Origin of the sequence: Microbacterium sp. SGAir0570, from assembly GCF_005491085.2 — a bacterium.
Classification (GTDB): Bacteria; Actinomycetota; Actinomycetes; order Actinomycetales; family Microbacteriaceae; genus Microbacterium; species Microbacterium arborescens.
In genome coordinates this window covers 2,349,970-2,365,304 of the sequence record NZ_CP027929.1, presented here as the reverse complement: position 1 = coordinate 2,365,304, position 15,335 = coordinate 2,349,970, and the positions used below count along the sequence as shown (strand labels likewise).

The 15,335-nt window shown below is 70.3% G+C and carries 11 protein-coding genes; 6 read left to right on the top strand and 5 right to left on the bottom strand.

The features are described from left to right. Nucleotides 1-6 precede the first annotated feature (6 nt). Nucleotides 7-2,403 carry a glycoside hydrolase N-terminal domain-containing protein gene (locus C1N74_RS11250; RefSeq protein WP_137750551.1) on the bottom strand — a complete coding sequence of 799 codons (2,397 nt, stop codon included), beginning with the start codon at nt 2,401-2,403 and terminating at the stop codon, nt 7-9. A gap of 13 nt (nt 2,404-2,416) precedes the next feature. Next, a complete protein-coding gene (locus tag C1N74_RS11245; protein ID WP_137750550.1) occupies nt 2,417-3,418 on the bottom strand; it encodes a LacI family DNA-binding transcriptional regulator in 1,002 nt (333 codons plus the stop codon). A gap of 259 nt (nt 3,419-3,677) precedes the next feature. Between C1N74_RS11245 and C1N74_RS11240 the strand changes: the two genes are divergently transcribed. From C1N74_RS11240 to C1N74_RS11220, 5 genes are all read left to right on the top strand, one after another. Then, complete coding sequence (locus C1N74_RS11240; protein ID WP_219994739.1) at nt 3,678-4,955, top strand: ABC transporter substrate-binding protein; 1,278 nt, start codon at nt 3,678-3,680, stop codon at nt 4,953-4,955. A gap of 61 nt (nt 4,956-5,016) precedes the next feature. Next, complete coding sequence (locus C1N74_RS11235; RefSeq protein ID WP_023955117.1) at nt 5,017-5,988, top strand: carbohydrate ABC transporter permease; 972 nt, start codon at nt 5,017-5,019, stop codon at nt 5,986-5,988. Beyond that, nucleotides 5,985-6,899: a carbohydrate ABC transporter permease gene (locus tag C1N74_RS11230; protein WP_233494953.1), complete on the top strand. Its 915-nt coding sequence runs from the start codon at nt 5,985-5,987 to the stop codon at nt 6,897-6,899. The genes C1N74_RS11235 and C1N74_RS11230 overlap by 4 nt, the downstream gene beginning before the upstream one ends. Continuing rightward, nucleotides 6,896-7,675 carry a ThuA domain-containing protein gene (locus tag C1N74_RS11225; protein ID WP_137750548.1) on the top strand — a complete coding sequence of 260 codons (780 nt, stop codon included), beginning with the start codon at nt 6,896-6,898 and terminating at the stop codon, nt 7,673-7,675. The genes C1N74_RS11230 and C1N74_RS11225 overlap by 4 nt, the downstream gene beginning before the upstream one ends. Beyond that, complete coding sequence (locus C1N74_RS11220) at nt 7,672-8,760, top strand: Gfo/Idh/MocA family protein (RefSeq protein WP_181405520.1); 1,089 nt, start codon at nt 7,672-7,674, stop codon at nt 8,758-8,760. The genes C1N74_RS11225 and C1N74_RS11220 overlap by 4 nt, the downstream gene beginning before the upstream one ends. 124 nt (nt 8,761-8,884) lie before the next feature. On the opposite strand, the gene C1N74_RS11215 is transcribed toward C1N74_RS11220, so the two are convergent. Together C1N74_RS11215 and C1N74_RS11210 are read right to left on the bottom strand one after the other, a co-directional pair. After that, nucleotides 8,885-10,123, bottom strand: coding sequence for a glycoside hydrolase family 27 protein (locus tag C1N74_RS11215; protein WP_137750546.1), 1,239 nt, complete (start codon nt 10,121-10,123; stop codon nt 8,885-8,887). Between the two features lie 35 nt (nt 10,124-10,158). Continuing rightward, nucleotides 10,159-12,378 (bottom strand): alpha-galactosidase, encoded by a 2,220-nt coding sequence (locus tag C1N74_RS11210; RefSeq protein WP_137750545.1) that lies wholly within the window; start codon nt 12,376-12,378, stop codon nt 10,159-10,161. 76 nt (nt 12,379-12,454) lie between these two features. Between C1N74_RS11210 and C1N74_RS11205 the strand changes: the two genes are divergently transcribed. Then, nucleotides 12,455-14,278, top strand: coding sequence for a beta-L-arabinofuranosidase domain-containing protein (locus C1N74_RS11205; protein ID WP_181405519.1), 1,824 nt, complete (start codon nt 12,455-12,457; stop codon nt 14,276-14,278). A gap of 16 nt (nt 14,279-14,294) precedes the next feature. On the opposite strand, the gene C1N74_RS11200 is transcribed toward C1N74_RS11205, so the two are convergent. Beyond that, on the bottom strand, nt 14,295-15,311 hold the full coding sequence (locus tag C1N74_RS11200; RefSeq protein ID WP_137750543.1) for a LacI family DNA-binding transcriptional regulator: 1,017 nt from the start codon (nt 15,309-15,311) through the stop codon (nt 14,295-14,297). Nucleotides 15,312-15,335 lie beyond the last annotated feature (24 nt).

Genomic DNA, 15,335 nt, shown 5'->3' with positions numbered 1-15,335 from the left:
TTCAGCCTACGATGCCGATGTCGTCCCCTCCGCCGTGGTGCTCGCCTTCCGCCGCATCCGCAGGGTGACGGGGGCCTCGCCCAGCTCGACGATGCGCGCGCCGCCGTGCTCGCCGCCGTGCTCGTCCGCCCATGTGAAGCCCGAGCCGGCGTGCACCGTCGTGGTGCCCGATGGACACAGCCACGACGCCGCAGCGAGTCTGCGCACCTCGACGGTCGCCGACGCCTCGTCCCACGACAGTCGGTCGATCACGATGCCGCCACGCGCGCGGAGCCGCGTGATGCGGCCACGGGGCCACCGCGCAGGGAGCGCGGGCAGCAGGTGGAGCGAGTCCACGGTGGACCGGCTGAGCATCGACGCGACGACGGCGGGCAGCGCGCCGCTGGCATCGAGGTTGAAGATGCTGTCGGCGTCGTGGGTCGTCGTGAGCGACGGCCGCCAATGCAGGAGCGAGAGCCATTCGACGCACTGCACCGCCGTCTCGGCGTCACCGAGCGCGGCCGCGGCCAGACCGATCTGCGCGAGCCCGAACGCCATCTCCATGCGGCCGGGCGGGGGAGCGGGATCGGCGGCACGCCACGCGACCTTCGCGTCGATCGTGCGCTGCGCAGCCTGTCGCAGCGCGGCGGCCGGTGGCGCGTCGGCTCCGAACATCTCGTCGGTCTCGTACCAGAGCGGATACAGCTGCGAGACGTGCCGGTGCGCGGCGTTCTCCTGCGCGGCGGGGTCGAGCCACTCGGCCAGCGTCCCGTCGGGAGCCACGGCAAAGTCGGGCACGCTGCTCGCGAGCGCCTGCCAGCGGTCGTCGAGCGAGTCGTCGCCCCGGGCGCGCCCGAGCAGACGGGCCGCGCGGGCGGCGTCGCGATAGGCGGCGACATCGATCGCGGCGTCCATCGCGAGCGGCGTCGCCGAGCCGTCGGGGGTGTTCTCGGGCGAGTAGCTCGGTGAGAAGTGGCGGATGCCGTCGACCACGACCGTCGCGGTCTCACCGAACGCCAGCACGCCCTCGACGAGCTCCCAGAGCCGGTCGTCGACGACCGAACGGTCGCCCGTGAGGGCCACGGTGTCGGCCGCGATGCGCAGCACCCACGGGCCGGCGCCGGTCCAGAACACATGCGGAAAGGACCGGTCGACGTGATTGGCGATCCCGTGGGTCGACATGCGCGAGGGGAGCAGCATCCCGTCGGCACCGTAGACCCGGCGCGCGTTCTCTCGATAGTCGTCGAGGTGCGGGAGGACGAGGCCGAGGAGCGAGAGCGCGAGCTCGGGCGTTCCCGTCACCCCCACGCCCGCGAGAGCCCCGTTCTGCACGTTTCCGTTCATGGTGTAATCGGCCGACCACGCCGGCCTCCAGGTGCCCTGCCAGACACCCTGCAGGGTCGGGGGTAGCTCGCCCGTCGACGAGATGATGTTCGACCTGCCCGAGATGTACGCGATCTCGATCGCGCGGCGGACGGCCTCGGGGTTCCCGGAGCGGGCTTCGCGCCACAGCCGCTCCGTCGTCGTGGCGACCGTGTCGGATGCGCCGTCGAGGTCGAGCAGTGATGTCGTGACGAGCGAGCCATGAGCGCGCTCCTGCGAGTCGAGACGCTCGCCCCAGTCGGCGGCGGGTGCGGGAACGAACGGGTGCCCGATGACCGACAGATCGACGCGCACCGTCCGTCTCGCGCCCGCGGGCACGAGGACGCGCGCCTCGAGCCCGTCGGCATCCCGCCGCCAGACGACGCCGGACTCGGCGGTCGTCGCGGTCGCGGCGGCGAGGATTCGACCGGCGACGTCGACGATCTCGAGGCGCCCGGTGTCGCCGGCGCGCACGCGGCCCGTGACGGTGCCGGTGTAGTCGGGCGCGAACGATGCGGCGGGGGTGTCGTCGACTGTGTCGAGCGCCAGGCGGATGCGCATCTCGGTGTCGGCCCCGGCTTCGAGGGCGAGCTCGATCGTGTCGGTCGCGCGCGGGGCGACGACGCTGACCCGATGCAACGTGTCGGAGTGGTCGCGCCAGGTCACGCTCGCCACGCCACGGACGAGGTCGATCTCCCGCGTCGTCGCGGCGCACCCACCCGGGGTCGTCACCGTCAGCGAGCCGCAGAGGGCGAGCGGGTCGGTCCAGACGAGATCGGTGAACCCGGCATCGGTCAGCGCCGCACCCAGGAGCCCGTCGGCCGACCCCGAGTCTCCGGCGGCGAGCGCCGTCCGCAGTCGCGGGAGCACCGGGTGCAGCAGCGGCGCCGGGGGGCGGGGATTCGCCGGGAGGAAGAACCGCTCGTGCGCCATCGAGATACGCAGCTCGTCGCCGGGCCCGTGAACGACGGCGCCGACCCTCCCGCTTCCGACGATGAGGCCGTCCTCCCACGAGTCGGCGGGCTCTGTGCTGCGGAAGACCAGCTCCGGGCGGGCGCTCACATCGGGGCCGAGGTCACAGCGATTCGCGGTGGACGAGCGAGGTGGGAAGCACCTGCACGCGTTCGACGTCGGCTCCCCGGATCGCGCCGAGCAGCGTGTCGGCGGCGGCGCGACCCATCTCCTCGAGCGGCTGGCGCACGGTCGTCAGCGGGGGGTCGTTCGCCGCGGCCAGCAGGATGTCGTCGAAGCCGACGAGCGAGACATCCGTGGGGACGCGGCGTCCAGCGGCCTGCAGCACGCGCATGGCGCCCGCGGCCATGAGATCCGAGCAGGCGAACACCCCGTCGAGGGTCGGGACGCGCTGGAGCAGCCGCGCCATCGCGGCCGTGCCGCTGTCGAGGGTGAAGTCGCCGTGGACGATGGGGCCGGGTTCGATGCCGTGGCGTGCCAGCTCGTCGGTCCATCCGCGGGTGCGCTCACGGGCCTGCTCCATGTCGAGGGGGCCCGTGATGATGCCGATGTTGCGGCGCCCGTGCTCGACGAGCGCCCGCGCGGCGAGGACTCCGCCGCCGTAGTTGTCGGAGTCGATCACGATCGGGTCGGGGCCGATCTCGCCGCGGGGGCGGCCCACCCACGCGATCGGCACGGGCGAGTCGGCGAGTCGGTCGACGAGGTGCGTGATCTCGTGCTGGAGCACCACGATGGCGCCGTCGATCGCCCCCGATCGCAGGAACCGCGGGATCCGATCGAGGTCCTCGTGATCGGCGGGCAGCAGGACGGGCTGCACCTCGCCGGCGGAGAGCCCCTTGGCTGCGCCCTTCATGACCGCGGTGAAGAATGTGCCGCTCAACCCGCCCAGCTCGTCGAAGGCGATGACGAGGCCGATCGCCCCGGCGCGCCCGCCGCGCAGCACGCGCGCGGCGAAGTTCGTTTCGTAGCCCAGGCGTGCGGCCTCCCGGCCGACGGCGGCGGCCATCGCCGGGTCGACGTTCGTCGCTCCGGCCAGGACGCGTGCGGCCGTCGCGCGCGAGACGCCGGCCGCGCGGGCGACGTCGACGATGGTCGGTCGAGACATGGCTCCCTCTTCCTCAGTCAGGGTCATCGAGCGAAAGATCGTTCTCTGACGCGACGATCTTTGCACGACAGCAGCCGCTGCGCGCAACCCATCGTCTGCCGGTCGTGGTCTTACGGTTCCGGTGACGAAACTGGCGGATGCCGCGGCTTGCCAGCCCTTCGATCTCGGGATACTGTGTCCCGGCATGAGAGAACGATCTCTCAGCGGGGTCTCTCAACGCCCCGCGCACATCACATGTCCCCAAAGAAGAGGAGCAGTTGTGAATCGTCGCAGACTGGCCCTGCCCGTCGCAGCTCTCGGCGTCGTCGCGATCGCGATGACCGCGTGCACATCCGGTGGGTCCGGCGGCGGGTCCGACGACCCCAACGCCGAGTTCGAGTTCTGGTCTTTCACCGGCATCGGGCAGCAGGACTCCGTCAACCAGTACCTGGAGCAGAACCCGGACGCCAAGGTGAAGCTGTCGGAGGTCGGCAGCACCGCCGAGACTGCCACCGCGCTCACCGCGGCCCTCGCCGGCGGACGGGTCCCCGACCTCGTCATGATCCAGAACGACGAGCTCCCGAAGTTCATCGAGAACCCCGGGAACTTCATCGACCTCCGCACCCTCGGGGGCGACGAGCTCGGGGAGGGCTACCTCGACTGGGCCATCGCCGAGGCGACCGGTGAGGACGGCTCGATCATCGGCATCCCGACCGACATCGGCGGACTGGGATTCGCGTACCGGGCCGACCTGTTCGAGGCCGCCGGGCTCCCGACCGACCCCGACGAGGTCGCCGAGATGTGGTCGACGTGGGACGGCTTCATCGAGATGGGCAAGAAGTACACGGCCGCGACCGGAGAGCCCTTCGTCGACAACGTCGAGACGAGTGTCTTCTTCTCGACAGTGAACCAGGTCACCGAGAAGTACTACACCCCCGACGGTGAGCTCATCTTCGACACCAACCCGCAGGTCGAGGAAGCATTCGACGTCGCTGTGCGCACCTACGAAGCGGGCATCAGCGCCGGCATCGCCGCGTGGTCGTCGGGCTGGGCTCCCGGCAAGGCGAACGGCGCGTTCGCCGTGAGCACCGCGCCGTCGTGGATGCTGTCGGGCTACAAGAACGACGCCCCCGACACCGAGGGGCTGTGGCGGGTGACCTCGATCCCCGGCGTCGGCGGTAACTGGGGCGGCAGTGTCATCGCGATCCCGGCCCGTGCGAAGAACCCGCAGGCGGCGTGGAAGTACATCGAGACGATGCTGTCGCCGGAGGGGCAGACGGCGCATTTCGCCCGGACCGGGACGTTCCCGGCCGCCAAGAGCGCTCTCGAGAGCACCGAGGTCACCAGCTACACCGACCCCTTCTTCGGCGATTCCCGCATCGGCGAGGTCATCAGCAACTCGGTGCTGCAGTTCCAGTCCTTCCACAACGGGCCCGACACGAGCGCGATCGGGGCGGCGCTTCTGAACGCCCTCGTCGACATGGAAGCGGGCAACGTCGCGCCGCGCGACGCGTGGCAGACCGGCGTCGACAGCGCCCGGGCCGCGATCGGCGGTTGACCTTACCCGTTCGGTGGTGGTCCGTCTGCGGGCGGACCACCACCCTCATCGAGGACGCATCATGACTGCGACAGCCACCGCCACCGCCATCACCATCGACAAGAAGGCCGCCCGGCGCGAGCGCCCGCCGAAGCGCGCCATCCGACAGCCGCTCGCCGAGCGCATCGCGCCTTACGTCTACATCGCCCCGTTCTTCGTGATCTTCCTGATCTTCGGGCTGTTCCCCCTGCTGTTCACGTTCTACGTGGCCCTGTTCGACTGGAACCCGATTGGCGAGCAGACGTTCGTCGGCCTGGCGAACTTCGAACGGCTCGTCCAAGACGCCCGATTCTGGAACGCGTTCGTGAACACCTTCGGGATCTTCCTCATCTCCACCATCCCGCAGCTGCTCCTGGCGCTCGGGCTCGCGCACCTGCTGAACCACGCCACCCTGAAGATGGCGAACTTCTTCCGCATGGCGCTCCTGGTGCCCTACATCACCTCCGTCGCCGCGACCGCCCTCGTCTTCGCGCAGATCTTCGACAAGAACTTCGGGCTCATCAACTGGGTGCTCGACCTCTTCGGCATCCCGGCGGTGAACTTCCTGTCGTCTCAGGTCGGCTCGTGGATCGTCATCTCGTCGATGGTGATGTGGCGATGGTTCGGATACAACACGCTGCTCTACCTCGCGGGGCTCCAGGCGCTTCCGCGCGAGATGTACGAAGCGGCCTCGGTCGACGGCGCATCCGGCTGGCAGCAGTTCATCCACCTGACGATCCCGTCGCTGCGGCCCATCATCATCTTCACCGTCATCATGTCGACCATCGGCGGGCTGCAGATCTTCACGGAGCCCCTGCTGGTGGCTCCCGAGTCGGGGCTGACCTGCGGTGGTGGGCGCCAGTGCCAGACCCTCGCACTGTTCCTCTACGAGCAGGGCTTCGGCCAGTTCGAGTTCGGCTACGGCTCCGCGATCGGGGTCGCCCTCTTCGTCGTGGTCGTCGTGGTCTCGGCGATCAACTTCTTCCTGACCACCCGCACACGAAAGGCCCGATGATGTCCGACGCCGTCGACACAGCTGTGCCGCGTCCCCTCGACCCGACCGCGCTGAGCGCGCCCCGCAAGCGTCCGCGGCGCGGCGGTGGGCGCGTCGGCCGAGTGCCCTGGCCGGTCTACGTCCTGCTCGGGATCGCTGTCGTGATCAGCGTGTTCCCGCTGTACTACATGTTCGTGATCGCCTCGGTGGGTGCCTCCGCCGTCACCTCGATCCCGCCGCGCTTCTACCCGGGGCTCAACTTCTTCGACATCGCGACGAAGGTGTTCGACACGGTCCCGTTCTTCCAGTCGCTGCTGAACAGCGCGATCGTGTCGCTCTCGATCGCGGTCATCGCGTCACTGCTGTGCGCGCTCGCGGGATTCGCCTTCGCGAAGCTGCAGTTCCGGGGCCGGGGCGCCCTGTTCGTCATCGTGCTGCTCACCATGACGGTGCCCGCTCAGCTGAGCGTCATCCCGCAGTACCTGATCATCTCGTGGCTGGACTGGGTCGACACCCTGCAGGCGATCATCGTTCCGGGGCTCGCCAGCGCGTTCGGCATCTTCTGGATGCGGCAGCACATGGCGACCACGCTCAATGACGAGCTCATGCACGCGGCGCGCATCGACGGCGCGAACAGCTGGCAGATCTTCTGGCGCATCGGATTCCCGGTCGTGCGGCCGGCGGCTTTCGTGCTCGGACTCATCACGTTCACCTCGGTGTGGAACGACTTCATGTGGCCCTTCATCGTGCTGAAGTCGCCCGAGCTGTTCACGGTGCAGATCGCCCTGAAGCAGCTGCAGGCCAACCGTTCGATCGACCTCGCGCTGACGATGGGCGGATCGTTCCTCGCGACACTGCCGCTGCTGATCGTGTTCTTCGTCGTCGGGCGCCGCATGGTCGCGGGCATCATGGACGGAGCGTTCAAGGGGTGACCGGCACCGCATCCGCCCCGATCCGCGTGCTGGTGTGGGGCGAGAATCATCACGAGAAGCATCACGACATCCCGCGCGCCCTCTATCCCGAGACGATGCACGGGACCATCGCGGTGGGCCTGCGGCGACTGCTCGGCGACGCCGCCGTCGTCGAGACGGCGACACTCGACGATCCCGAGCACGGGCTGAGCGAGGAACGGCTCGCGCAGACGGATGTGCTGTTCTGGTGGGGGCACCTCCTGCACGACGAGGTCGACGAGGTCGTGGTCGAGCGGGTCCACCGGCACGTGCTCGGCGGGCTCGGGTTCGTCGCGCTGCATTCGGCGCACTTCTCGAGGATCTTCATCCGTCTCATGGGGACGACCTGCGCGCTGCGCTGGCGGCAGGCGCAGGACCGCGAGCTCGTGTGGACGGTCTCGCCGACGCATCCGATCGCCGCCGGCGTGCCGCAGCCGATCGTCATCCCCGAGCAGGAGATGTACGGCGAGTTCTTCGACGTGCCGCAGCCGGACGAGCTGGTCTTCGTCTCGAACTTCTCGGGCGGTGAGGTGTTCCGATCGGGGATGACGTTCTTCCGCGGTCACGGGCGGGTGTTCTACTTCTCGCCGGGTGACCAGGACTATCCCGTCTACCATCAGCCCGAGATCCAGCTCGTCCTCGCGAACGCGGCACGATGGGCTCGGAGCGACCGCCCCCGCCGCGCGGCCCGTTTGGCGATGCATCGCACGGGGGAGTGGGACGTTCCGCGGGAGTGGGACGGCGAGGAGCAGTCGTGACGGAGCGCGTCCGTCGTGTGGTCGTCGTCGGGGCGGGAGCGATGGGGAAGGCGTGGATCGACACGGTTGCTCGCCGTCCCGATCTCGAGATCGTCGGGCTCGTCGACATCCTCGCCGACGCCGCGCGGGCCGCGGCACTCGAACGGGGACTCGATGTTCCGAGCTTCGGCTCGGTCGGTGACGCGCTCGCCGTCCTCGACGTCGACCTGATCGTCAACGTCACGATCCCGCAGGCGCATCTCGAGGTGAGCGCCGCAGCGCTGCGGGCGGGCGTTCCCGTCCTGAGCGAGAAGCCGGTGACGCCGACCGTGGCCGAGGCCCTGCTGCTGTCCGCCGTCAGCGCGTCGACCGGGACCCTGATGGCGACGAGTCAGTCGCGTCGGCACTCCCGCGGGATCCGGGCGTTCCGCGACGCCCTCGTCAGTCTCGGCGGCGCCGAGCAGCTCGACGTCCGCTTCTTCCAGAACCCCCGGTTCGGGGGTTTCCGAGACGAGATGCCGTCGCCGCTGCTCGTGGACATGGCGATCCATCAGTTCGACCAGGCGCGATATCTGCTCTCGAGCGAACCGGTCTCGGTCTTCTGCGATGAGTTCTCGCCGAGCTGGAGCTGGTATCGGGGCGCCGCCGCGGCCGAGGCGATCTTCCGCTTCGCGGACGGGCGCCGGTTCTCGTACTCCGGCAGCTGGTGCGCCGACGGTCTCACGACCTCGTGGAACGGCGACTGGCGGGGGAGCGCCGCCGGTGGATCCGCTGCCTGGGACGGAGAGACCGACGTCGTGGTCCAGCCCCGAGAGGGTAGCGCGCAGGCGGTCGCACTGGCGGGCGGCGCCGAGGGGCTGGATGCCGCGCTCGCCGAGTTCGTCACGGCCCTCGACGGCGGCCCGGAGCCGTCGGGCGAGATCTCGCGGAACATCGGCAGCCTCGCCATGGTCGAGGCGGCCGTGGCGTCTGCGGCCGCCGGCGCACCGGTCAGGTTCGACGATCTGTTCGAGCGGGCATCGGCGCGTGCTGAGGAGCTCGCGCGCGCCGGGGGCTTCGATGACGCCGCCGGCAGACTCGGGATCGACCCACGCCGCGTACCCTGACGGTCGGCCCGACGCCACCCCGACGCCGACCCGACGCCGACCCGACGTGAATGGTCGTGTCGGCGGCGAGATGACAGCCCTTTGCGCCGGCTCGCCTGTCGGGCGGGGCCGCGCATCCCGAGTGTCAGTCGAAGACGAGCAGACGCGTGCCGTGAGCCGGCACGGTCAGCATGACGCGTCCGTCGGCAATCTCGACGCTCTTCCCATGCCACACGTCCGTACACGCACCGGCCGTCCCCGTGCCCGCGAGCCCGAGATCGGCGAGGTGGACGACGACTTCCTGCTCGTCATCGCCGAGCCAGAACACCGCACGATACGCCCGAGCCCCCACACGCGCGCTCCAGATGACGAGGTGTCCGTCGCGGACGATCTCGCGCGACTCCTCGCCGTCACGGAGCGCCAGGACCCCGCGATTGCGCAGCAGCGCGAGCGTCTCGGGCGGGGTGTCGGGCAGGTGACCGCCCATCATGAGCGGTGAGCGCATCATGCTCCACAGCGTCATGACGGTGCGCTGTTCCTCGACCGACAAGCGGCTGAGCCGGTCTTCGCCGACGTGTCCGCGCACACCGATGCGGCCGAAGGGGAGCATGTCGGCATCCGCCCACGCTCCGCGCATCTGGAACGGCGCCCAGCGGGCTGCGCGTTGGAACTGTTCGACCACCTGGCTCCAGTCGTCCCAGAAGTCGTCCGAGATCCGCCACATCTGGCCGTGCTCGCGGAGGGCGTCGAGGTGCGCGAGCGACAGTCGCTTGCCGGGCGAGAGGCTCAGGACCATGGGGCGTCCCGAGCGGTCGATCGCGCGCGAGATCGCCGCGATCTCCGCCGTCTCGACAGGCGGGTAGAGCACATCGTCGAGCTTCACGAAGTCGACTTCCCAGGCGGCCAGCTGTGCCATGACCGAGTCGTAGTACTCCTGCGCGCCGGGCGCGGTCATGTCGACGCCGTAGTTGTCGGGGTTCCACGCGCAGACGTTCGCACGATCAGCGATCGAGTCGCACGTCGCGTCGGGGTGGCCCGAGACGGGCAGTCCCGCATCCGCGGCGGCGCGCGGGACGCCGCGCATGAGGTGGACCCCGAAGCGCAGGCCGAGTTCGTGGACGCGGTCGGCGAGCGGCCGGAAGCTGCCGCCTGCAGCGGAGGGGAAGCGCCCGGGCGCGGGGAGGGGCCGTCCCCAGGCGTCGAGCAGCGGACGAGAGACCTCTCGATAGTCGTGCGCACCCGGATCGGGTTCGTACCACTGGATGTCGACGACGATCGTGTCCCACCCGAACGCGAGTAGGTGTTCGGCGGCGTACTCCGCGTTCGCGAGCACCTCGGCCTCCGTCACGGACGACCCGAAGCAATCCCAGCTGTTCCACCCCATGGGGGGACGGGATGCGGCAGCCCGGCGCTCGCCGATCACGAGCCCACCACCGCCGCGAGGTGAACGACCGCCGCGCGGTCGGGGTGGAACGTGGGGAAGTCCAGCCCGACGCGTGCGAGCACGGCCCCCGCGATCACCGGACCGCGGCCCTCGCGCTCGCCGTCGCCGTCACCGCCGAGATCGGGGCTCTCCCGGAGCCACGCCGGAACCTGCCACGGCGGTCCGAACGAGTCCGAGCCGCTCACCGACACCCGGTAGCTGCGGTCGGCGGCCAGGCCGGGGAACCGCACGCGGGCGATCGTGTCGGGCGAGGTCGTCGGAGTGACGATCGTGAAGAGCGCCTCCGAACGGTCGGCGGCGACCACGCCACGCACCTGCGGAGATGTGGCGTCGAGCTCACCCGCACCGATGGTGCGCCCCGTCGCGATGAGCTCGCGGTGCCGACGGTAGCGCGCGATCCAGTCGCTGAGGATGCGCCGGTCGGTGGCGTCGAGGTCGCGGATGTCCCATTCGATGCCGAAGTGCCCGAGGAATGCGACGGCGCACCGGAACTGCAGATCGTGTATGCGGCCCGTGACGCTCGAGACGGGGGAGGCGACGTGCGACCCCATCATCTCCGGGGGCACCAGCAGCCCCGTCCACCTCAGGATGCCGAAGCGATCGTGTGGATCGTGGCTGTCGGACGGATGGATCCGGTCGGTGCGCTCGAGGATGCCGAGGTCGACCCGCCCGCCGCCGGAGGCGCAACTCTCGATCTCGAGGTCGGGGTGGCGACGGCGGAGCTCGTCGATGAGGCGGTACACCGCGAGGGTCTGCTCGTGGACGGCGGGGGTGCCCGAACGGGGGTGCCCGGCCGCGATGAGGTCACGGTTGTGGTCCCACTTGAGGTAGCTCACGCCGATATCGTCGATGAGCCCGTCGAGGGCCGCGAGGATGTGGTCGAAGGCGCCCGGCTGCGTGAGGTCGAGCACCTGCTGGAACCGGTAGCGCGGAGGAAGCTCGGGTCCCGCGCGGAGGATCCACTCGGGGTGCTCACGGGCGAGGTCCGAGTCCTCGTTGATCATCTCCGGCTCGACCCAGAGCCCGAACTCCATACCGAGAGCGCGGACCTCGTCGGCCAGGGGGCGGAGGCCGGCGGGCCACGCGACCGGGTCGGGCGTCCAGTCGCCGAGCCCCGCACGGTCGTCGTTGCGCCCGCGGAACCAGCCGTCGTCGAGGACGTAGCGCTCGACGCCGAGCTCGGCGGCGCGGGCCGCCAGGTCGACGAGCACCCGGTGCTCGTGGTCGAAGTACACCGCCTCCCAGACGTTCATCGTCACGGGGCGGGGGCGGCGGGACGAACGAGAGCGCTCACGCAGGTAGGAGTGGAAGCGCGCCGCGGCGCCGTCGAGTCCGCATCCGTAGCTGCCGAACACCCACGGCCCGGAGTACTCCTCGCCGGGCGCCAACCGGATCTCGCCGGGGAGCAACGACTCACCGCCCCGGAAGTGGAGGCGCCCGTCGGTCCGCTCGATCGTGTGCTCGTGGTTGCCGCTGAACCCGACGTGTCCGATCCACACCTCGCCGGTGCTCGCCGAGAAGCCCGGGGTCCCGACCGCCTGGACCAGCGTCGCGTCCAAGCCGGTGCGGCCTCGGCGCGAGATGCGCGAATGATCGCCGCGGACGATCGGATGCCGCTGCGGAATGCGCTCGTGTCCCCACCGGCCGGTGAAGTCGAGCACCTCCTGCGCCCACGTCGGTATCGGAAGGGCGACAGCCAGGGCGTGGATCTCGAGCGGCACCGCTGCCATGTCGGCGTCGGCCGTGTTTCGGACTCGGGCGCGGGCGCGAATGAGCCCATCTGACGTGAGATCGATCTCTAGTCCGAGCTCGATCTCGGCGTACGCGTCGTGGAGCACGGCGCTGACGCGGCCCCCGTACGCGTACGTCACCCCCGCTCCGACCTCCTCGCCGTCGAGGGCGAGAGAGCGCAGGGCGAAGCGGGGCGCCCACCCCGAGCCGCCGCGATGCGCCGACAGCCCTGGTGCTCCGAACCACCCGCGGCTGTGCTCGGGAAGCATGCTCGCGCGGTAGGGAACATCGGAATCACCGACCATCCCGGTTCTGTTCTCGGCTTCGACGAACGTGAGGAGATCGGTTTCTGCCGACGTCACGGCCGCGCCCCAATGGACGATCTCCGGCATCCCGTCGTTCGTCGTCGCGATGACGACGGAGACTCCCTCGGCACTGAGGTGGATCACGCGCATGGAATCCATGCTCCTATTCTGCTGGCATCGCTCGGGCGGTACAGTCAGAGATCGATCTCAGCACATCGAAGGAGATGGCACAACCATGACCGCATCCGCTCTCGCGCCCGGTGCCGCCCGCTTGCTCGCAGGCACCTACGATCGCCGTCGCCGCGTCAACCGCGAGTACCTCGCGTCGCTCGACGAACGCGCTCTCGTGCAGAACCACCGCATCGAGGCGGGAATCGGTGACCAGGGATGGCACCTGAAGCCGTCGGCCACCCCGGGGGTCGAGAGCGGCTGGGGGCGCCATTGGGGCTGGGAGACACCGGGCGCGCTTCTGCGGGGCCACTTCGTCGGGCACTGGATGTCGGCTGCCGCGCGCGAGGTCGCCGTCACCGGAGACCCCGTGCTGCGGGGCAAGCTCGCGGTCGTCCTCGATGAGCTCGAGGCGTGCCAGGATGCCGGGGACGGCTGGGTGTTCGGCATTCCGCAGACATTCCTGCGCCGCCTCGCCGAGGGGCGCGAGGTGTGGGCGCCGCAGTACAACATCCATAAGACCCTCATGGGTCTGGTCGACGTCTACCGAGACCTCGGCGACCAGCGAGCTCTGCGCATCGCCCACCGGGCGGCCGGGGTGCTCGCGGAATGGGCGCGGGGATTCGAGCCCGAGGAGTTCCAGGCCATCCTCGAGGTCGAGACGGGCGGCATGCTCGAGGCGTGGGCAGACCTCCTCGACGCCACCGGCGACCACATGTATCGCGAGCTCCTCGACCGGTACGACCACCGGTCGCTCTTCGACGGTCTGCTGGCGGGGGAGGACATGCTGACCAACATGCACGCCAACACCACGATCCCCGAGGTGCTGGGCGCTGCCCGCGCCTTCGAGGTCACCGGAGAGGAACGCTGGCGACGCGTCGTCGAGGCGTACTGGGACTGGGCCGTCACGCGACGCGGGACCTTCTGCACGGGCGGACAGACCTCGGGTGAGATCTGGACGCCGCCGTTCGCCTTCGCCGCGCGGCGGGGCACGAAGACGCAGGAGCACTGCGCCGTGTACAACATGATCCGGCTGGCGGACGTGCTCTACCGGTGGACCGGGGAGGCGTCGTACCTCGACTACATCGAGGCGAATCTGGTGAACGGCATCCTGGCGCAGCAGCATCCCGGCACCGGGATGGTGAGCTACTTCCTGCCCCTGCAGAGCGGTTCGCGCAAGGAATGGGGATCGCCCACCGAAGACTTCTGGTGCTGCCACGGCACGGTGGTGCAGGCGCACACGCGGCACTCTTCGCTCGCGGTCTACGCGGACGACGACGCCGTCACCGTCGCGCAGTACATCCCCGTCCGCGCCGATGCGCAGACCGCGGCGGGCCGCCTCGTTGTCGAGGTGCGCACCCTCGACGACGCGCTCTACGTCGGTCCGGACGCGAACGCGGGCCCCGGTGGCCCGGCGCATCGGCCGCACGCGCTGCGGGTGTCGGTCGTGATCGAGTCGCCGGCGAGCGTCGGGGGCCGCGTCCGGATGCGCGTGCCGGCCTGGACCATGGGCGAGGTGCACGTTCGGTCGGACCTCGCGGTGGTGCGTCGCGGGAGCTTCGTGGAGCTCGATCACCCCGGCGGGCGCACCGAGGTCGAGTTGGGTTTCGGATTCGAACTGCGAACGGTGCCGATTCCCGACGAGCCCGAGACCGTCGCCTTCGTCGAGGGCGCCGTCGTTCTCGCGGGCCTCGTCGACCGTGAGACGCCGCTCGTGGGCGACAGCTCCGACCCGGCGACGCTGCTGGCCGCCGACGATGAGAGGCAGTGGTCGCAGTGGCTCACGCGATACCGCAGTGTCGGGAACTCGGCCGGCATCCGATTCGTGCCGCTGAACGAGATCGTCGACGAGCGCTACGCCGTGTACTTCCCGGTCGTCGCGTCATCCTGAGCCGTCGCGGCGGTCGTCACCGGGGGCGGCCGGTCGAGCCGCGGGCGACGAGGACCGTGGGCAGCTCGACCACCTCGTCGGCGAGCTGGGCGCCGCCCGCCATCTGCGCGAGGAGGCCGACCGCTGCCGCGGCCATCTCGCGGATGGGCTGGCGGATCGTGGTGAGCGGGGGATGCAGCCACCGCGCACCACGCACGTCGTCGTATCCCACGACGAGAACGTGGCGCCCCACCGCGAGCCCGGCCTCGGCGATCGCCCGGTAGGCGCCCGCGGCCATCTCGTCGGAGCAGGCGAAGAGTCCGATGGGGCCTTCGCCGCCGAGGTCGTCGAGCGCTGCGGCGCACGCCCGCCGCGCGTCCGCCGCGCCCCAGTCCGCCGTCGTCAGGATGCGGGGCGCGGCCGGTGCCGTCTCGTCGAGCGTCGAGAGGAAGCCCTCGATCCGCGCGCGGCCGTACCGGTAGGACGGAGCGCCGCCGATGACGATGAAGCGCCGCGCGCCCTGCGCGAGCAAGTGCTCCGCCGCCGCCGAGCCGCCCGCGTGATCGGTGTTCCGCACGCTCGGCACGCGCTGGGTGGTCCCCGACGGCGGCTCGAGCAGGACGACGGGGATGCCCGCGCTCTGCACGATCTCCAGTTGAGCGGCCGTGGGCAGGATGAGGCCGAGCACGACCCCTGCCGATCCCCGCGAGCGGATGCGAGCGGGCCAGTCGTCGCCCGGATCGTCGCGCTCGGCGGTGAGGACAAGGTCGTAGCTCAGGCGCGATGCAGCGGTGTGGGCTCCCGCGACGACCTCGTCGGTGTAGGGATCGTGGAAGTGCCCCAGAACCAGATCGAAGATGCGGGACGTACCGCCGCGAGGCCGGCCTCGCGGTGTTCCGCCCCGCGTGTACCCGAGCCTTTCGGCCGTATGCAGCACGCGTGTGCGGGTCTCGGGCGACAGCTCGCCGCGCCCGCGGAGCGCGCGTGAGACTGTCGCGACGCTGACCCCGGCGGCCGCGGCGACGTCGGTGAGACTCGGTCGGTGAGACGGCATGCGCCTATTTTGCGCAAAGCGCGA